Genomic DNA, 18,786 nt, shown 5'->3' with positions numbered 1-18,786 from the left:
GTAAATTTTATCAGGTAAATATATATGGCTCTGACACCTAATTCGCCGAATGCAGATAACTCCATGCAAGCGCTAAAGCAATATGGTAGTTATATCGTCACTGCGATTTTGTTAGCACTGGCCGCTTACTTTGGTTGGACGTACTGGCAAAACAACCATGCGCGAGTAGATACCGTCGCCGCCGATCAATATGCTGATATTCAGCAGCTAAACGAAGAGGTCAAACTGGCCTCGCAAAACCCAGATTTAGAAGCAGAGGCTCAAGAAGCACTTACCCAAAGTCGTAGCCAACTAGACAAAGATATTGATACTTTGGTCAGTACGCATGGTAAGTCGGTTTATGCATGGCAAGCGCTAATGATAAAAGCACGTCAACAAGTAGACAGTGATGACTTTGCAGCAGCGACTGAGACATTCAAAAAAGCATTGGCCATCGATTTGGGTGATGCTGGTCTAGAAGCGATTACTCGTTTACGCTATGCAAAAACATTATTGGCCGCAGGTGATACAGATGCTGCACTGTCAGAAGCAAACAATGATATGCCAAGCTCGTTTGAAGCAAGTCAGCAGGAGCTACTAGGGGATATTTACTTAGCGCAAGACAATAAAGACTCAGCGATTAAATCTTATAGCAATGCGTGGGAGCTATTACGTAGCCGTCAAGAAACGCGTGCAGTCTTGGCATTAAAGATGGAAAGTTTAGGTATCACGGCTGAGCCGATTGCTGAGCAAACCAGTCTTATTCAAGAGCCATCTGGTCCTGAGCCGTCGCTAGTGATGGATACCTCGAACGAAGTCGCTGTCGAAGCAGGGCAGTAAGTCAGTAGGATAGTATTGAGAGTTAGTAATCAGCCAAAGCTCTTTTTTAATATAACCTAATGATTACTAATTTGCCGTTGGCCAATTTACCAATTAATAATAATTTATCTGTAGTGAGAACATACAATGACTCAATCTATTCGCTCTAGCAAAATGTTAAACACCAAGACTATCAAAAAGACAGTCATGCATGTGGCCGTACTGGCAGTAATGAGCACGGCAGTGATTGGATGTAATCGCGGTATTAAGCCGGTCGTTAATGATCCGGTAAAATTGGTACAAATCGCTCAGCCGATTAGCGTACTACAACCTGTATTTAGTACCGATGTTGGCAATAAAAAAGCCAGCAAAAAAGATCCGCTAGATTTGCAAGTTGGCTATGCCAATGGTCAAATCGTTACTGCATCACGCGGTGGTGAGCTGTCAGGGTTTAATAGTGCAGGCGAGCGCGTATGGTCAATCAATGTTGACGACCAAATCACCGGCGGTGTTGCAGTAGACGCATTGAGCCAGACAGCTATCGTTAGTACTCGTGGTGGCAAGGTCATGGCATTTGATAGCACGACTGGTGCAAAACGCTGGCAACAGCAGTTGTCGGGTTCGGTTTTGACGCCAGCACTGATTACCAATAACCGTGTGGTATTATCAGCGAATGATGGTTTCTTACATGGTCTGTCGCTGCAAACTGGACAGTCAGTATGGCAGTTCGCAACTCAAGTACCTGCTATTAGCGTTCGCGGTAGCGCTGCACCAACTTTATTAGACAATGAGACAGCACTTTTGGCGACAGCTGATGGTCGTCTACATGCAATTACTGTCGATAATGGTCTTCCGCTCTGGTCAAGACGTGTAGGCGTAGGTGCTGGTAGTAGTGAAGTTGAGCGCATGAGCGATGTCGATGGCAAACCTATCGTAGATAAAAATCAGTTGTTTGCGATCAGCTATAGTGGTCAGCTATTAGGTATTGATCTGGCCTCACGTCAGGTAATGTTCGTTAATGAAATTGCGAGCCTCAAATCACTGGCGGTAAATCCTCAGCAAGTCATCGCTACCAGTCTAGATGGCAAAGTAGTTGCTTATGATCGCAACAGTGGCGAGACACTCTGGGAAAGTGACGAATTGGCTTACCGAGATCTTACCAATCCTGTGATGATTGGCAACTATATCGCCATTGGTGATTTCGATGGCGTAGTGCATTTGTTTGATCCTGCTACGGGTAGCATCGTTAGTCGTGTAGAGACAAAAGGTGCGTTGACCAACTTGCAAGTACAAGGTAGTCGTTTAATGACTCAAAGTACGTCAGGACAAGTTGCTATCTGGCAACTAGTGCGCTAATAACTATATAGATAGGTGCCTATAGATAATTAGCGAAGTGTAATATTTCACTATAGCCCTTAAGCCTATTCTTGATTATCATTTATAAAACACAAACGCTGCTTAGTCAGCGTTTAGTGCCTTGTGTAAATTGCTTGTTTAAACACAGGCTTTCGCGTACTCTATGCGACCGATGTGCTATCCATATATACTACTTATTTATGTATAATAGGTATAATGAAGCCATCCTATATACTATTTTTAATCGTAAAATAGCCATCTATTATTTTTGCTATTGTTCTATCATTCATTTTAATTCACGGTCAATTGCAGCATATCTATTACTATTGTTATGTCACTGGTTATAAGAATAACTGTACTGCCCGTCATTGTGCCTTTCACTGAGAGTAACCCATGAGTATCAAGCCTGTGGTCGCCTTAATTGGTCGTCCAAACGTCGGTAAATCCACCTTATTTAATCAGTTCACAAAAAGTCGGCAGGCATTGGTCGCTGACCTTTCAGGGTTGACTCGTGACCGTCAGTACGGTGATGCAACTTATGAAGACAAATCTTTTATCGTTGTAGATACGGGTGGTATCGGTGAAGCTGATGACGGTAGCGGTAATATCGATGACTATATGTCTGAGCAGTCGCATACAGCAATCCATGAAGCAGACATCATCGTATTCGTCGTTGACGCTCGTGCCGGTATGATTGGCGCTGATGCTGAAATTGGTAAGTTCTTGCATACGTTAGGCAAGCCTGTCTATGTTGTCGCCAATAAAGTCGACGGTGTACATGATGCAGCACCTGCTGAGTTTTATGCACTAGGCTTGGGTGAGCCGTATCCGATGGCAGCCAGTCATGGTCGCGGTGTGGGTAACTTGCTTGAAGTACTAACAGCTGATATGCCTGAGCAAGAAAACATAGTAGAGCCAAGAGGCTTAAAGCTTGCCATTATCGGTCGTCCAAACGTGGGTAAATCGACGCTCGTAAACCGCCTGCTTGGTGAAGATCGAGTAGTGGTATTCGATATGCCAGGCACGACGCGTGATAGTATTTATATTCCTTATCAGCGTGAAGGTAGAGACTATGTTTTGATCGACACCGCTGGTGTACGTCGCCGTGGTAAAATCGATGAAAAAGTAGAAAAATTCTCTGTCATCAAGACCTTGCAAGCGATTGAAGATTCTAACGTAACCGTGATTGTCATTGATGCTCACGAAGGTATCGTGGATCAAGATTTGCATATGATTGGTTACGCACTTGACGCTGGACGAGCGTTAGTCGTTGCGATCAACAAGTGGGATGGTCTAACGCAAGATCAAAGAGACTATATCAAGCTTGAAATGGATCGCCGTTTCAGCTTTATTCCTTATGTAAAAATACATTTGATTTCAGCACTGCATGGCACAGGCGTCGGTAATTTATATCCGTCTATTTTACGTGCGTACAAATCTTCGATGTTCGAAGTATCGACCAACCGTTTGACTCAGATTTTGCAAGATGCGGTAACGGCCAATCCGCCACCGACCGTTGCTGGTCGTCGTATCAAATTACGTTATGCGCATATTGGCGGCCACAACCCACCCGTTATTGTTATTCATGGTAACCAAACCAGTGCGCTTCCTAAGAGCTATCAGCGTTATCTTGAGAATCAGTTCCGTCAAGTGTTTAAGCTAGAAGGCACACCACTTAACGTTATCTTGAAGCAAAACGACAATCCATATGCGAATAAGAGCGACACGCCGACTAAAGCTAAAGCTCAGCAATTGCGTCAACGTGAGCGTAATAGATCACAGAAATTTACTACCAAAGATAAAAAGCCTCGTTAATCCTCGTATCTTAGGCTTTATGATTAATGTCATCGCGTTCGATAGCGCGATGACATTTTTCTATTAATACGTTATAGTTTGGGCCTATAAATAGCTGTCTCAATGCTTCAAAAATACTCAAATGTTTTACTTATCACATCTTTAAAATACCTGTACTATAAATGAAAGCTGCACGCGACTCAGTAGAGTGATATGAACAACCGTTCGTTTCAAACCATTCCCGTACTTATCTGGCGTTCTGTCATACAAGCTGTCGTATTGGCAGTGCTGGCAGGTTTTTTATTGCCTTTTCTTTATGGTTTAGTGCATCACTATCAAGAAAAAGAACAGCATATTCAACAACTGGCATCTTTATTAACGACTAGCGCATCGACTGTAGATGGCGCAGATGTTGTGGCCGAACAAGTTAATATCTTGTTAGAAAATGAGCCGACTATTCAAAGTATTGTTTTTTATTCCACCTCTGAGCCAATTGAAGATATAGACCAGTCGATTGATGATTGGAAAAATGCTTTATTTGCGCATACGGTCAGTTTCAACTATCCAGTGATTAGTAAAGACCTTGATGCCAATAGTGCCGCGTCCAATAAGTCTGATTCCAATCAGCAGTTGGCACTGGCTTTATCAAATATTATGAGCGAATCGTCAGCGCCAGATGAGACGACTGATATAGCTACCGAAAATAGCACATTGATTGGCTATATTAATATTACGATGGACGTAGAATTGCTACGTTTACATTGGTTCCAAAATATCCTGTGGTTATGGCTAACAACAGTGGTACTGATTGTTATGGTTGCCTTATATATTTTTAGAAAGCTTAATTGGCCAGTCAGAGATATCGAAGCATTGACCGATGTTTGTGCCATTGTCATGAACAACGCAAATCTAGAGCAATTACCAGTCATTCCGCAGCAATTTAATTTTCAAGAACTGACCCAAATCAAAAAAGCATTAATTGTATTATTCAATCGTTTACAAGAAGCACGGCAAGGTTATGAAACCCTTGCGGCCTTTGAACAGCAATTGCACAATAAAGATGTGTCACTTGATGTGCAGTTGCATAACTTTCAAAGCATGATTTCTCATGAATTAAAAACGTCGTTGAATGCAATTGTAGGTGGTTTACAATTATTGGATCATGAGGCTCTAAACAGAGAGCAAAAAGACGCGGTAGAGATTATCAGTAGTGGTAGTGATAAATTGGTATTGTCGTTAGATCATATTATACAGTTGAACCAGATTCAAAAAGGCCAGATAAGAATTCATAAAAATGAGTTTAACCCATTACAGTTAATCGCTGACCTATTAGCCAAGTTTGAAAATACGGCCACGCAGAAAGGGCTAGAGCTGATTAGTAATATTCATCATATAGACTATAGCCTATATGGTGATTCAGAGAAAATACATCAGATACTATCGATACTGCTCAACAATGCGATTAAGTTTACACCTGTCGGAAAAATTACGATTACGTCGCAACTGACACATTTTAATAAGAGCAATCGCTGGCAGATTAGCGTGAAAGATACGGGTATTGGTATCGATAATGAGCACCTAGATGATATATTTAACCCGTTCTTTCAGGTAGATTCTTCGCAAACTCGCCAGTACGAAGGCTCAGGGGTTGGCTTACCGATTGTTAGACAAATGGCTCAGCTTATGGGTGCTACTATTGATGTTGATAGTGTGTTTGGCGTAGGTACGCAGTTTACGCTGACCATAGCGATGCCCAATCAACAGCAATCAAAGCAGCAGCGCTTATTGTCTGGCTTAACGATTATTTATTATTACTATCATGAGACAGGCTCCTTGTTAGAGGAACTGGAATATCTAGGGGCTACGATTATTTGTCGTCAAGGTAACCAACTCGTCATAGAGGAGATGCGTAAGCAGAAAGTTGACATGGTGATGTTTGGTGAAGATGTTTTCCCGGAAAAAGCTGCGATGCTAGCCAAACGTATCCGTAAGTATGAAAGCGATGAGGGTAGTAAGAGCGAGCATCGTGCGTTATTGGTATATTGGTATCCGCAGCATCGGGCGCGCTATGTAGGCAGTTTTGAGTATGGTTTAAAAGCAGCTGGCATTGACTATTGTCATATTGCTACTTATAAGGACAAAGCGTTAAGCGACCTATTAAAACAATGGTTGGTTTAGACGTAGTACTGTCTTACTAAATCCATGTTCCTAGTTAGGTTTATTTTATTAGGTAGCATTTTTCGACTTTTCAGTATCAAAGCATTTTATACCTACTTTAGACCTAAAGTAGGTATAAAAAAAAGACGCCCATTTTAAGGCGTCTTTTTTTTAAATAGTTTTTAGCTAGAATTGCTTTCTAAAATTTTCTCTTAGAGAAGATTTTTTACCCAGCGTACGATATGTTCCCACGTACGGCTCATAAAGCCTGACTGTTCGATATCATTAGTTGCGATGATAGGAACTGAGGCTACTGCTTTACCATCGATTACAGCCATCATTTTACCAACTTCCTGACCTTTTTTGATCGGTGCTTCTAAGCTCTCAGGAATATCGACCACTGTGGTGATTTTGTTTTTCTGTGTTTTGCTGGTTAGAATTTGCAAGTTGTCGCCAGTTGCCAGTTCTACCTCGTCAGCTTCTCCAAACCATACTGGAAGCTTACTAACGAACTGTCCAGCAGGCGCCTTAGTAACCGTTGTAAAGTGACCGAAACCCCAGTTAAGTAGTTCGCGTGACTGATCAGCGCGAGCCTGTTGGCTCTTGGTACCCATAATGACAGAGATTAGACGCATGCCTTCACGGTTGCTTGATGCTACTAAACAGTAGCCTGCTGCATCAGTGTGGCCCGTTTTTAGGCCATCAACAGTTGGGTCGGTAATCAGTAGAGCATTACGGTTACCTTGGGTAATACCGTTATAAGTAAACTCTTTTTCTGCGTAGATACTATAGTAGTCGCCACTGTTTTTGATAATAGCGCGCGCGAGTTTAGACAAATCCAAAGCAGATGCTAAATGACCTTCATCAGGCATACCGGTAGCATTGACAAAGTTAGAATTCTCCATGCCAATTTTTTGAGCTTGTTCGTTCATCAAGATCGCAAACGAGGCTTCGCTACCAGCAATATGTTCAGCCATGGCTTTTGATGCATCATTACCTGATTGAATAATAATACCGCGTAGCATATCGATGACGCTGGCGGTTTTGTTCACAGGCACATACATACAAGATTGGCTGCTGCTACCACGGCACCATGCGTTTGGACTCATCAATACCTGTTCATCTTCTTTCAGGTCGCCTGATGCTAAGCGTTGCTCAATGATATAACTGGTCATCATCTTAGTCAGAGATGCTGGTGGCAGCGCCTCATTGGCGTTCTTTTGAGCCAAAATTTCGCCAGTGTTATAGTCCATCAACACATAGGCAGTATTGTCCATTTCAGGTGGTTGAATGGCTGCGTTTGCCATTACTGCACTCATCGAGATACTTACACCAACTACCAGCTGTACCAGCTGATTTTTTACACGCTTTACTGTCATATATCATTACACCGCATCATGGAACCAAATGTATCTATCGCTTATGTTTTGTACCTATTTCCATACATTATTTTAAGCAGCATGTCTTAAATGCAGTGTTTAAAATAATGTATCGACGAAAATAGTAACGCCTACACAATAGACATAAAATTAACGCCTTATCTTAGCAAAATGACTACCGATGGGGAATCGATAAATGCAAAAATAAGGCAAGTTTGAAAAGAAAAATGAAGGCCTATCATATATTTGTTGTGTCTATCATCTGACCAGTCTCTATAATAAAAATTTAACGCTCACAAAAAAGCCTGCTGCACTGCTTGTGAATAACAAGTAAAGTGACAGCAAGCTTTGATGCTACAGATATCGAAACAACCAGTTGATAATATTTGCTTAACCGATGTTATAAAGAGTACATAGCTTGTATTTTATTATCGTTAATACCAATATTATTATTAACACATTAAGCAGATGACGCTAGTCGTTGAATCAAACTAACGAATCTTCTAGTAATCTGCGTTTGCCAAATCTTCACATAGTGCTTTGTTTTCTTGCTTTGAGAATCCCATCGTCCAGCTACGAATACCCTGCAATATCTGGCGATAGTCTTGCTGTGTAGACAGATATTGAATGGCTGCTTTTGGATCTTCTAGAGAAGGCATTAGCTCATGCAGCTGCACAGTGTACGACTTATAGAACCGCTGTTTTTGTTTACCATTTAGCATTGGTGGGCATATCTCCGATAGTACCTGCATCACCGCAATTTCGTGCTTAGTAATGTTGATGCCAGACATGTCTAGCGGAATGGTAGTGCCAGAGTTATTCGCAGCATTAGAAGCTTGAGACAGCATAGCAACAGACGTTATCAGTCCTGCAATCCCAACTTTTGAGGCAGTATTTGCTATCACAGAAGCTATAGATAATATCGATTGTTTATTCATTCAGTATTACACTCGCTCGTCTTTATTTAATGGTCATATGTTAATCGGTAAAAAAACAAAAGTCACATAAAATATTGATTTATGTGTAGATATCTTGTGAGCCAAAACTATTTTTTAGCAACATATCAGTAGCATACCCTAATGACGTTACTTCAGTATCAGTACATCGGTTTGTATTGTTGTGGGGTGTTGCGTATTGTAACGCGATGCTTAATATACTAGTTGTAATCCGCTCTATACAAATATTTGTCACGTTATTTTTCTCATATAATCATTAGCATAAGAAGAACATGATACTTTGCTAAAGACAGGGTTCGTGTCTTTATATTATTCAGTTATAATCGCTCATGCTATCAAAACGATACTTTTTCGTTAGACTGAGACGTCATGTCATTGGAGAATTAGAGTATCATGTTTTCATTTTAAATATGAGCATCGTATTTTTATGCCATATTTTGAACAGACATGGCGCGATAGCAGAATTATCAAATAGAGATGTAGAAAGACAGCTAATAAAATATTAACCACATACTGAGTAGAAATGAGATTTTTAATTAGTAACGATGATGGTGTGTATGCGCCAGGATTATTGGCACTATCTCAGGCATTATCGACTATTGGTGAAGTGGTGGTCGTCGGCCCGAACGATGAACAAAGCGGCTATGCCAGTGCGCTGAGTGTCTCAAGACCACTGCATACGCATCAGCTGCCTTCTGGATTTGTAGCGGTAAATGGTTCACCAGCTGACTGTGTTTATTTGGCTCTGCATGAGTTATATCGTGATAGTGACTTTGACTGCGTGATTACAGGCATTAACTCAGGGGCTAACTTAGGACAGGATGTGATGTTCTCTGGTACGTTCGGTGCTGCATTGACTGCGCAATTATCTGGTATCCCTGCTATAGCAACGTCTTTGGTAGGCGGGGGTGTCAAAAATGGCGGGCAAGAATCAGCCAGTGATTATCGAGTGGCCGCACATGAAATCGTCAAACTGATTACTGAGACTTCGATTTTAGAGATGCTCAAAAGTTTGCCCTATCATGTATTAAACGTTAATATTCCTGCTGTGCAGCATGCCGATGATATCAAGGGTCGAAAAATAACCTCGCTAGGCCATAAGCAAGCTGCTCAGCCAGTAAGCCATATGATAGACCCACGCGGCCGAGATGCATATTGGTTGTCTCTACGAAAAGGTGAAAATGAGCGACAATTAGAAACGTCAATCGATGCGGTACAAGCGAAGCAGGATGTGATGACAGATTATGAGGCTGTAGCGGCAGGGTATGTTAGTTTGTCACCAGTACGCCTACATTATACGCCAACGGCAGCGCTGGATAGATTATCAACACTCGCGCTATAAATTCTATAAGATATAATCCATACCGGCTTATTAAACGCTGACGTGTTATGAGAATATCAGAAGACTCTTGTATGATATCAAGCGCTTTTGAATGATTAAACAATGAATGAGCAACACAAAGAATAGGAACCTTGTATGAAAAAAATCATAGCTGGATCGCACCTTGTTAAAGCCGCGTTGATTGGTACTATGGCAGTCGCTACTCTATCTGTCGTCGGCTGTGCAACGAAGCCTACCTATCAATCAGCAAACCAAGCAGGTCCTAAGATTATTACTAACGCGCAAGGCGTCCCTAACTATCACCGTGTACAACGCGGCGATACGGTCAGCCAGATTGCAGCGCGCTATCGTCTGAACTATCGCCAAATCGGTGCGATGAACAATCTAGATAGTAAATACACCATCTATAGTGGCCAATGGCTCAAACTATGGCAAGGCAATGCGGCAACCACTGCAAGTAACAATAGCTACAGTGCCCCAGTTCAAACGCAGCCAATTTATACGCCACCTGTGACCCAATCTCAAATACCAGCCTATGAAGCCACTGCCAACTCGACCTCTGGTTATGATTACCCTACGCGCAACCCAGTAACTCGTAATATTGACCCTGCTTCGGGCAATATGGGAATGTGGTTTGCGGGCAAGGTTGGTGATCCAGTACTTGCCAGCCAATCAGGAACTGTGCTTTACTCAGGCAACGGTCTGCCAGAGTATGGCAATCTAATTATGATTCGTCATAGTGATAACTACATCACAGCTTACGCGCACAATAGCCAGTTGTTGGTGCAAGAGGGCGATACAGTACAGCGTGGTCAACGTATTGCTAGTATGGGCAGCAGTGGTCAGACCAATGAGGTAGGCTTAGAGTTTCAAGTTCGCTTAAATGGTAATCCTATTGACCCACGTAGCGTACTTGGGCGTTAGACTTAAATAATAGCTACGGATAGCTTGGCCACTGTGAGCCATTTTATTTATTCATGTTTGAGATTTTTTATGAGATTAAAAAAGCAATACCTCACCTTTGTGCCAGCATTAGTGATGGTCGGGTGTACAAGCCAGCAGGCAATGCAAAGTAAGCCTGTTCGTCAAGGCGGCGTTGAGATTACTCAAACCCAAACCGTTCAGGTCAAACCAACACCTGCGCCAGTCGTAAAACCGCAGCCTGCGCCCAAGCCTAGCTACAGTAGCTTTTCTGATTGGAAGTCAGACTTTTCTATGCGTGCCATATCGTCAGGCTATGATGCCCAAGTTATTGGTCGATTGCTCGATTCTGCTTATCTAAACCAGCAAGTCATCTCATTAGATTCAGGTCAGCCCGAGTTTTCCAAGATGCCGTGGGAATACGTAGATTCTGCGGTATCTAGTGGACGCGTCAGTGTAGGTAAACGCAAATTTGCTGAGCAGCGTGCTTATTTGTCTCAGCTAGAGTCTCAGTATGGGGTTAATGCAGAGATTATCGCTGCGATATGGGGCATGGAGTCATCGTATGGCGCTGTGACCGGTAATAGCGATTTGCCAAGTTCGCTTGCCAGCCTCGCCTATGATGGTCGTCGTCAAGAATTCGCTGAAACGCAGTTGCTATCGTTAGCGACACTGCTACAACGCGGTGACGTGTCATGGTCGCAGCTCGACGGTTCTTGGGCAGGCGGCATGGGACAAACCCAGTTTATCCCTGAGACTTGGCTCAAACAAGGGGTTGATGGTGATGGCAATGGACATCGCAATCCTTGGGCGACTGGTGATGCACTAGCCTCGACGGCCAACTATCTTAGTAACTCAGGTTGGGTTCGTGGCTTAGCGCCTTTTTATGAAGCAACGGTGCCAGCCTCGTTTGATTATTCCGTAGTTGGTAGCAAACACCCTGCTGCTAGATGGGCTGCGATGGGTGTCGATACGATAGCGGACGTTTACCTAGATGCCAATACTCAGATGGAGCTATGGTTACCTGCTGGTAAAGACGGTCCAGTATTATTGCTAAGCCCAAACTTTGATGTGATCAAAGTCTATAACAACTCATCAAGTTATGCGTTGGGTGTTAGTCTGCTAGGCAAAACGATTAATGGACAAAGCGGGTTGCAAAAATCTTGGCCTCGTTATGAGCGTCCATTATCGACCACGCAAGTGACGAACCTACAACGTCGTTTGACTAGCATGGGTTATGATACCAAAGGCGCTGATGGTATCGTGGGTACCAATACTCGTATGGCATTCCAGCGCTGGCAAGCAGATAATGGTCAAACGCCAGATGGATTTATTACTCAAAACAGTGCGTCCTCATTGGCTGGATGGTGAGGTAGGCTGACGGTGTTTATACACTGTATAAAAGTGGCTCTTTTTAATCGTGCTTAGCCATTATGCATCAGCCACTAGTCATCAAACGATAATTTAATTTGTTCTACAAAAAGCACCTTGCCAAGGTGCTTTTTTTGTCTCAATCTATGTCTGATTTTGCTGACATCTTTAACACAATGGACCATGCAATAAATATCAAATATTAAGACCAGTGTAATCTGGCTTTATTCAAAACTTAGCAGGACAAGGTTAATACAAGAAAGTTGATACTTTGAATGATAGACTCTAGATAATGTGTTTTTTAACGATGACTTTTACTCATAGTGTTTAGTAACAGTTTTTAACGACCATTTTAAATAACAGTTTCGATTATAAATAATTAGAACGACAGAAAGAGCGTGACCTTATGATTACCATGGAAGAATTACAAGCTGCGATACAGCAGCGAATAGATAATTATCATATTACTGACTTTCCACTACAAAAAAGAGCCGTTAACACTCTAGAGTTGCTGGGCAGCCTAAACCACATACTGGCTCAAGATATTGCTTCACCCTTTGATGTGCCGCGACAAAACCTGTCTGCAATGGATGGCTATGCGATTGCCAAAGGTAGTGAGTTATTAGAAAACAGTATTATCGAAATCGTTGGTGAGTCGCAAGCTGGTAGTGCTTATACTGGTAAGACAGCGGCAGGGCAAGGAGTGCGGATTTTTACTGGTGCAGTCGTACCAGATTGCTGTGATACGGTCATTATGCAAGAGAATACGAATTTTGCAGATATCAGAGCAACCGTTGATAAATCTCGACCTTACGACATCACACTCACGCAAACGGCCAAAGTTAACAATAATATCCGCTCACAAGGTGAAGAGATTGAGTCTGGCGAAGCTGTTTTAAAAATCGGTAAACGACTAAATCCTGCAGATATTAGCTTACTCGCCAACCTTGGTATTAGCCAAGTGAACGTGTTCCAGCCGCTCGTTGTAGGCGTGTTGGCCACAGGTGATGAACTCGTAGCTATTGGCCATGAGCTACAAAGTCTAGCCCAAATATATAATTCTAATACCCCAACGCTCAAAAGCTTGCTGTCAGATTTGCCTATCACTATTCATGATTATGGCATTATCCCTGATAACCTAGAGCAGACAACTATCGCAGTCAATGAGGCCATGCAGGACTGTGATGTACTGATATCTACTGCAGGTGTCTCTGTTGGTGACTATGATTTTTTGACTACTGTGATTGAAACACTAGGTCGGATTAACCATTATAAAGTGGCGATGAAGCCTGGTAAGCCTTTTGTATTTGGCGAGTTAAATAAAAATCTCGATAAGCCAGTATTGTATTTTGGCCTACCGGGCAATCCACTCTCTACGGTCGTGGGTACGCTACAGTTTGTGATTCCTGCATTGTGGCAAATGTCGGGTGCTAGCGTATCAGAGCAGCCGATGCCGCTAAATATCAAGGCCAAACTTATCAGTGATATCAGAAAATCTCCCGGCCGCAAAGACTTTCAGCGTGGCGTATTGTCACGAGACGATACAGGTCATTATCAAGTTGAGTGTTTCTCAAGACAGCAGTCACATAGAATAAAACAGCTGAGCCGCGCCAATTGCTTTATTGTATTGGACAAAGACAGTGGGAACGTAGTAGCTGGTAATGACGTCGTTGTACAACCGTTTCCTTGGCTACATCGCTAATTCATCGTTTGCCAATTTATTGTAAGGTTGTCATACAATGCTAGAGAGTAACCTTACACTGGTATGCTAAACACGAATAACAAAGTAGTGCTTATAGTAAGCAGTACTGATGGCAGTAACATATGATTGATGACAACATAGATGACAAACACAAAATAGACAGCCCGCAACTGTATTCACCGAGCTTGGCACCGGCATTATCTGATGGCTACATAGAGCCTTCCTTGGTCGTGCCTACTGAGCAGATGAGTGACTATCACCAGCCGCTAACCGATGGGTTTGCACGGCGTCTGACTTATTTGCGTCTGTCTATTACTGACTTTTGTAATTTTCGCTGTGAGTATTGCCTGCCAAATGGTTATCAAGGTAAGCGCCCTGATGATGAGCTGAGTATCTCTGAAATTGCAACCTTGGTGCGCGGCTTTGCTCAAGTAGGTACCAAAAAAGTTAGAATTACAGGTGGTGAGCCATCTATTCGTCGTGATGTCGTCGAAATTATCGAAACGATTAAGCAGACTGACGGTATCGAGACGGTCGCGATGACCAGTAACGGTTATAAATTGGGTAAACATATAGCCACCTGGCAAGCTGCTGGACTTGATCAGCTCAATATCAGTATGGACAGCTTCGATGCTGCTACTTTTCATAAAATGACAGGCTTTGATACCTTGCCGCAGATATTGGCTGACATGGATACATTGTTAGAAACGACTGATATCAAACTCAAAATAAATAGTGTCTTGATGGCAGAGACTGCTTTTGAGAATTTAATCACGGCGATTGACTATGTCAAAGACAGACAAGTGACCTATCGCTTTATCGAATTTATGCAGACCAGTGACAATAGCGATTTGTTTTTTGCTCAGCATGCTCAGTCTGATATTATCACTGATTACTTGTTAGAAAATGGGTGGCAGCCGCACGAGCGCGGTAGTGCTGATGGCCCAGCAGTAGAGTATAGCCACCCTGAATATGTCGGTCGTATCGGTATGATTGCCCCATATGCGGCGCACTTCTGTGATACCTGTAATCGCTTGCGTGTAAGCAGCCAAGGCAAGGTGCATTTGTGTCTGTTTGATCAAGGCAACTACGATATCCGTCCATACTTACAACAAGACGATATCCAAGGACTGGTAAACACTTTACATAGCTTTATGCCAATCAAACCTGAGCATCATCATCTGCATGACTCTAACAGTGGCATCATGCACAATCTATCGATAATCGGCGGATAAAACTCTTTGAGTCTGCAGTCGTGACACTTGTAGAGAATGTTTTCCAACGCAATCGTTTTTTAACATCGCTTTTTTTGATACAACCGCTTTTTAATACAATTATAAAATTAAATCTATAAAGGATTATTTATGAGTAAGCCTGCTGCACAATTTACACCGCTTAATATTGCTGTATTGACCGTTTCTGATAGCCGTACGCTGGCAGAAGATACGTCAGGCCAGTACTTAGTAGATAGCTTGACTGAAGCAGGGCATCATTTAGCAGATCGTCAACTAATTACCGACGATATTTACCAAATTCGCGCAGTCATTAGTGGCTGGATTGCTAGTCCAGACGTTCATGCGGTTATTACCACTGGCGGCACAGGGTTCTTTATTAGAGATAGCATGCCAGAAGCTGTGAGTGTACTGTTTGATAAATCAATCGATGGTTTTGGTGAAATGTTCCGTTTAATCTCAAAAGATGAAATCGGTATGTCTACCGTACAATCGCGAGCAGTTGCTGGCATGGCCAATGGTACGGGTATATTCTGTCTACCAGGTTCTTCTGGTGCTTGCCGTACGGGTTGGGAAAATATTTTAAAAGATCAGTTTGATAGTCGTACTCGTCCATGTAACTTCGTGCCGCATTTTTTGGCACAAAATCCTAGCCATGATTGAGTTATAAATAATTGAGCTATGAGTGTTATACAATCAAGCCTGACAGGTAATGGTAAATGACAAATTGCTCAAATAATCTGGATGGTTTGGCAGGTGTGGTTATCTTGGCAGGCGGCGCATCTAGACGTATGGGAACGGCCAAGGCGATGCTAACACTACCGTCAGGTGAGCAGCTGCTAGACTATCATGTTCGTCATGCGAGCAAGTTACAGGTTCCTATATTGATTGCAGATAATGGTCGCGGCTTTCAAGCTGGTTTAGATGTCCATTCAGAAAAACCTAATGCGCCTGTTATTCACATTGCTGATTATGGTACTGATGTTGACTCTAGTAAGCATGATGAGCAGATTAAAACTGGCGGCGCATTGGTCGCTATCGAATCAGCCTTACAAACATTGAATGATTTGATCAGCTTGAATGATTCAGGCGTATCAAAAAACGTACAAGCTTCGTGGTTACTGGTTATTAGCTGCGATAGCTTAATACCAGTAACTGACTTGTGGCAGAAATTACAATGTGAAATAAGCCTTGCTGCCGATAAAGAAGTAATTTGCTTAAAAGATGACAGTCACTTATATCCATTGTTAGGCCTGTATCAGCTAAGTATTGAGCCTGATTTGAAGGCCTATATAGATAACGGTCAGCGTAGAGTGATGCAGTTTATTCAGCCATTGGTGCAAGCCGTACCATTTAGCAAAGAGTGGCAAAATTTGACCAACTTTAATACGCCTGAAGATTTCAAGCAGGCATGTGCTGCTCTATCAAAATAATAAAAATATCACATAAGAAAGGTTATATAAATGAGTGACAGCGTTCAGATAAATCAGCAATCTACCTTATCTCACTTAGATAGTGATGGTGATATTACCATGGTCGATGTCAGTGGCAAGACAGCAACGACGCGAGAAGCCAATGCCACTGGACAAGTACGCTTTCCCAGTGAGATTTATGCGCAGATTAAAGCGGCTGATGGTATGACCAAAAAAGGCAGCATCACGCAAACGGCTCATATCGCTGGTATCATGGCGGCCAAACGCACTCATGACCTGATACCGCTTTGCCATCCGCTACCGCTAGATAAGATTGGTCTAAGCTTTGAGTATAATGATGCGCTCAGCAGTATTACGGTCAGGGCTGTGGTCAAGGTCACGCACAAGACAGGGGTTGAGATGGAGGCACTAACAGCGGTTAGCGTTGCCTGCTTAACTATCTATGATATGACCAAAGCGCTATCACATGACATCGTTATAGATGATATCCATCTGGTTAAAAAGACAGGTGGTAAGTCAGATTATAGTCATGCCTAAAGTGACAAAGTTGCAGAGTGCGTCATCAATCAATAAAGATATGCTGAATATCAAGCAAGGAAGCTTGCATAAGATGGAGAGGTTTATGAGTGCTACCGACGTGAAAGCCGATATCGAATCAACGATGAATATCAATGTCATGTATTTTGCCAGTTTGGCTGACGAGGCCAATTGTCAGCAAGAGACGGTAAGCGTACAGCAGGATACGTCACTGATTGAACTGTACGAACAGCTGAGTCAAAAGCATCGCTTTAGCCGTCCGCAGTCGGAGCTACGCGTTGCAGTGAATGACTACTTCGCTAAATGGACTGACCAGATAAACGATGGTGATAGCGTGGTTTTCATCACGCCAGTCGCTGGTGGTTAGACAAGCGTTTATTAGTGTCCATTTTGTCAGGGGCTATTCAGTGGCTATAAAGCAAAAATAATAAGTAGAGAGTAGAAATGACCAACAACGTCCATGACCATTCAATGACCATCAAACGTACTGCTGATGACGCTTACCTGATAGCTGAGCGCGATGGTTTTGCGCTACTAGATATTGCTATAGATGAAAATAGGCTTAAAAGTACGTTAGATAATGACAGCTGCGGTGCGTTTGTCTGCTTTGAAGGCCGAGTGCGCAATCATAATAATGCCACGAGCGTTGATCGTCTTACCTATTATGGTTATGAGGATTTGGCCATCAATCAAGGCCGCGCCATTATAGAAGAAGCCAAAAAGCGTTTTGAAATTACGTATGCTATTGCGATACATCGAATTGGTGCGCTAGAAATTGGCGACGTGGCTGTGTGGGTTGGAGTCGTGTCAGCGCACCGTTATCCAGCATTTGATGCTTGTCGCTGGATATTAGATACCATCAAAGCGGACATTCCTGTGTGGAAGCAAGAATACTACGAAGACGACTCGTCTAAATGGCTCAGTAATAATGGTTAAGTTATTAGCTACTGTCTGTGCATCTGCTTGTCTGCTATTGTCACTAAATGCTTGTACGCAGGATAAAGACGCCAATACGACGCTTGCTGCTGATACCACTGAACCAGCCCAGACTTTGCGTATTGCTGCGGCTGCTAACTTGTCTGATGTACTCCCTCATATCATTGATAGCTATCAGGCTGATAATAGCTCATCTGCCCAAAATATTTCAGGTATCTCAGATATTGAAGTTACTTATGCCTCTTCTGGCAAGTTATATGCGCAAATCAAAGCAGGGGCACCGTATGATATATTCTTGTCTGCCAATCAAGATTTCCCTGCTAAATTGGCTGATGAAAATTCAGCTAGTGTTATTAACGAAAATAATAAGCTAACCAAGCCTTTTACGTATACCAGAGGTCAATTAGCACTCTATAGTGTCACCAAACCTTTAAGCGATTTTACGCCAACATCGCTGGGTGATGTGTTTACCAGTGCTGACTTTACTCAGGACAGCAAGGTGGCTATCGCTAACCCTGATCTTGCGCCTTATGGTGCCTCTGCAAAAGCCTATCTGCAATCACAAGACATGTACGATAAGTTAAATGCTCAAAAAAGTTTGATACAGTCAGAGAATATCGGTCAGGCGTTCCAATACGCTCATACAGGTAGCGTAGACTATGGGTTTGTGGCACAGTCTCAGCTTGTTGCGATTAAAGCCAAGCCTGAGCAGTTTATTACCTTATTGCCAGCGTCTTATCCAGCTATCTTGCAAGATGGCATAATTATCAATAACACAGCCCTAGCAGCAGACTTCACCGACTACCTGCGCTCAAAAGTAGGGCAGCAGCACTTCTTACAAGCAGGCTATCTGGCCGTCCAGTAATACGTTA

The 18,786-nt window shown here is 42.7% G+C and carries 17 protein-coding genes; 15 read left to right on the top strand and 2 right to left on the bottom strand.

Features of this window, described 5'->3' with window-relative positions; all coding sequences use genetic code 11:
* Positions 1 to 24 precede the first annotated feature (24 nt).
* From ACTXGF_RS23685 to ACTXGF_RS23670, 4 genes are all read left to right on the top strand, one after another.
* Positions 25 to 819, top strand: coding sequence for a YfgM family protein (locus ACTXGF_RS23685; protein WP_443532398.1), 795 nt, complete (start codon positions 25 to 27; stop codon positions 817 to 819).
* 126 nt (positions 820 to 945) lie between these two features.
* Positions 946 to 2,154 carry an outer membrane protein assembly factor BamB gene (bamB, locus tag ACTXGF_RS23680; protein WP_443532400.1) on the top strand — a complete coding sequence of 403 codons (1,209 nt, stop codon included), beginning with the start codon at positions 946 to 948 and terminating at the stop codon, positions 2,152 to 2,154.
* 393 nt (positions 2,155 to 2,547) lie between these two features.
* Positions 2,548 to 3,969 carry a ribosome biogenesis GTPase Der gene (gene der, locus ACTXGF_RS23675; RefSeq protein ID WP_057759046.1) on the top strand — a complete coding sequence of 474 codons (1,422 nt, stop codon included), beginning with the start codon at positions 2,548 to 2,550 and terminating at the stop codon, positions 3,967 to 3,969.
* 192 nt (positions 3,970 to 4,161) lie between these two features.
* Positions 4,162 to 6,126 carry a sensor histidine kinase gene (locus tag ACTXGF_RS23670; protein ID WP_443532403.1) on the top strand — a complete coding sequence of 655 codons (1,965 nt, stop codon included), beginning with the start codon at positions 4,162 to 4,164 and terminating at the stop codon, positions 6,124 to 6,126.
* Positions 6,127 to 6,317: 191 nt separating this feature from the next.
* On the opposite strand, the gene ACTXGF_RS23665 is transcribed toward ACTXGF_RS23670, so the two are convergent.
* Positions 6,318 to 7,484 carry a D-alanyl-D-alanine carboxypeptidase family protein gene (locus tag ACTXGF_RS23665; protein ID WP_443532405.1) on the bottom strand — a complete coding sequence of 389 codons (1,167 nt, stop codon included), beginning with the start codon at positions 7,482 to 7,484 and terminating at the stop codon, positions 6,318 to 6,320.
* Positions 7,485 to 7,987: 503 nt separating this feature from the next.
* Entirely contained in the window at positions 7,988 to 8,422 is a 435-nt protein-coding gene (locus ACTXGF_RS23660; RefSeq protein ID WP_057759051.1) for an MCR_0457 family protein, read from the bottom strand.
* 541 nt (positions 8,423 to 8,963) lie between these two features.
* Here ACTXGF_RS23660 and surE point away from each other — a divergent pair.
* The 11 genes from surE to modA all read left to right on the top strand — a co-directional run bounded on the left by surE (position 8,964) and on the right by modA (position 18,779).
* Positions 8,964 to 9,782, top strand: a complete 819-nt coding sequence (gene surE / locus ACTXGF_RS23655; protein WP_443532407.1) for a 5'/3'-nucleotidase SurE — start codon at positions 8,964 to 8,966, stop codon at positions 9,780 to 9,782.
* Positions 9,783 to 9,917: 135 nt separating this feature from the next.
* Entirely contained in the window at positions 9,918 to 10,706 is a 789-nt protein-coding gene (locus tag ACTXGF_RS23650; protein WP_443532409.1) for a peptidoglycan DD-metalloendopeptidase family protein, read from the top strand.
* Positions 10,707 to 10,775: 69 nt separating this feature from the next.
* Complete coding sequence (locus ACTXGF_RS23645; RefSeq protein ID WP_443532411.1) at positions 10,776 to 12,074, top strand: lytic murein transglycosylase; 1,299 nt, start codon at positions 10,776 to 10,778, stop codon at positions 12,072 to 12,074.
* A gap of 406 nt (positions 12,075 to 12,480) precedes the next feature.
* The gene (locus tag ACTXGF_RS23640; RefSeq protein ID WP_443532413.1) at positions 12,481 to 13,776 is read left to right on the top strand and encodes a molybdopterin molybdotransferase MoeA; all 1,296 of its coding nucleotides are present in this window, start codon (positions 12,481 to 12,483) and stop codon (positions 13,774 to 13,776) included.
* Positions 13,777 to 13,898: 122 nt separating this feature from the next.
* Entirely contained in the window at positions 13,899 to 15,011 is a 1,113-nt protein-coding gene (gene moaA / locus ACTXGF_RS23635; RefSeq protein WP_443532415.1) for a GTP 3',8-cyclase MoaA, read from the top strand.
* Positions 15,012 to 15,140: 129 nt separating this feature from the next.
* A complete protein-coding gene (gene moaB / locus ACTXGF_RS23630; RefSeq protein ID WP_102078147.1) occupies positions 15,141 to 15,671 on the top strand; it encodes a molybdenum cofactor biosynthesis protein B in 531 nt (176 codons plus the stop codon).
* A 56-nt stretch (positions 15,672 to 15,727) separates the two neighbouring features.
* Positions 15,728 to 16,441: a molybdenum cofactor guanylyltransferase gene (mobA, locus tag ACTXGF_RS23625; RefSeq protein WP_443532417.1), complete on the top strand. Its 714-nt coding sequence runs from the start codon at positions 15,728 to 15,730 to the stop codon at positions 16,439 to 16,441.
* A gap of 30 nt (positions 16,442 to 16,471) precedes the next feature.
* A complete protein-coding gene (moaC, locus tag ACTXGF_RS23620; RefSeq protein WP_347161763.1) occupies positions 16,472 to 16,978 on the top strand; it encodes a cyclic pyranopterin monophosphate synthase MoaC in 507 nt (168 codons plus the stop codon).
* An 85-nt stretch (positions 16,979 to 17,063) separates the two neighbouring features.
* A complete protein-coding gene (locus tag ACTXGF_RS23615) occupies positions 17,064 to 17,345 on the top strand; it encodes a MoaD/ThiS family protein (protein ID WP_379543942.1) in 282 nt (93 codons plus the stop codon).
* A gap of 77 nt (positions 17,346 to 17,422) precedes the next feature.
* The gene (locus ACTXGF_RS23610; protein ID WP_443532419.1) at positions 17,423 to 17,914 is read left to right on the top strand and encodes a molybdenum cofactor biosynthesis protein MoaE; all 492 of its coding nucleotides are present in this window, start codon (positions 17,423 to 17,425) and stop codon (positions 17,912 to 17,914) included.
* Positions 17,907 to 18,779: a molybdate ABC transporter substrate-binding protein gene (gene modA / locus ACTXGF_RS23605; RefSeq protein WP_443532421.1), complete on the top strand. Its 873-nt coding sequence runs from the start codon at positions 17,907 to 17,909 to the stop codon at positions 18,777 to 18,779. Before ACTXGF_RS23610 ends, modA begins: the two co-directional genes overlap by 8 nt.
* Positions 18,780 to 18,786: the final 7 nt, after the last annotated feature.

Origin of the sequence: Psychrobacter sp. 1Y6, assembly GCF_052258385.2 — a bacterium.
Lineage (GTDB): Bacteria > Pseudomonadota > Gammaproteobacteria > Pseudomonadales > Moraxellaceae > Psychrobacter.
Note: the sequence above shows the minus strand (reverse complement) of the source record. Positions and strands in the feature narration are given on the sequence as shown.

Coding starts and splice junctions, on each gene's coding strand:
- mobA (WP_443532417.1), top strand. CDS start 15,728: ATGACAAATTGCTCAAATAATCTGGATGGTTTGGCAGGTGTGGTTATC.
- modA (WP_443532421.1), top strand. CDS start 17,907: ATGGTTAAGTTATTAGCTACTGTCTGTGCATCTGCTTGTCTGCTATTG.
- ACTXGF_RS23615 (WP_379543942.1), top strand. CDS start 17,064: ATGAGTGCTACCGACGTGAAAGCCGATATCGAATCAACGATGAATATC.
- ACTXGF_RS23685 (WP_443532398.1), top strand. CDS start 25: ATGGCTCTGACACCTAATTCGCCGAATGCAGATAACTCCATGCAAGCG.
- moaA (WP_443532415.1), top strand. CDS start 13,899: ATGATTGATGACAACATAGATGACAAACACAAAATAGACAGCCCGCAA.
- ACTXGF_RS23645 (WP_443532411.1), top strand. CDS start 10,776: ATGAGATTAAAAAAGCAATACCTCACCTTTGTGCCAGCATTAGTGATG.
- moaB (WP_102078147.1), top strand. CDS start 15,141: ATGAGTAAGCCTGCTGCACAATTTACACCGCTTAATATTGCTGTATTG.
- ACTXGF_RS23610 (WP_443532419.1), top strand. CDS start 17,423: ATGACCAACAACGTCCATGACCATTCAATGACCATCAAACGTACTGCT.
- ACTXGF_RS23640 (WP_443532413.1), top strand. CDS start 12,481: ATGATTACCATGGAAGAATTACAAGCTGCGATACAGCAGCGAATAGAT.
- ACTXGF_RS23670 (WP_443532403.1), top strand. CDS start 4,162: ATGAACAACCGTTCGTTTCAAACCATTCCCGTACTTATCTGGCGTTCT.
- der (WP_057759046.1), top strand. CDS start 2,548: ATGAGTATCAAGCCTGTGGTCGCCTTAATTGGTCGTCCAAACGTCGGT.
- surE (WP_443532407.1), top strand. CDS start 8,964: ATGAGATTTTTAATTAGTAACGATGATGGTGTGTATGCGCCAGGATTA.
- ACTXGF_RS23665 (WP_443532405.1), bottom strand. CDS start 7,484: ATGACAGTAAAGCGTGTAAAAAATCAGCTGGTACAGCTGGTAGTTGGT.
- moaC (WP_347161763.1), top strand. CDS start 16,472: ATGAGTGACAGCGTTCAGATAAATCAGCAATCTACCTTATCTCACTTA.
- ACTXGF_RS23650 (WP_443532409.1), top strand. CDS start 9,918: ATGAAAAAAATCATAGCTGGATCGCACCTTGTTAAAGCCGCGTTGATT.
- bamB (WP_443532400.1), top strand. CDS start 946: ATGACTCAATCTATTCGCTCTAGCAAAATGTTAAACACCAAGACTATC.
- ACTXGF_RS23660 (WP_057759051.1), bottom strand. CDS start 8,422: ATGAATAAACAATCGATATTATCTATAGCTTCTGTGATAGCAAATACT.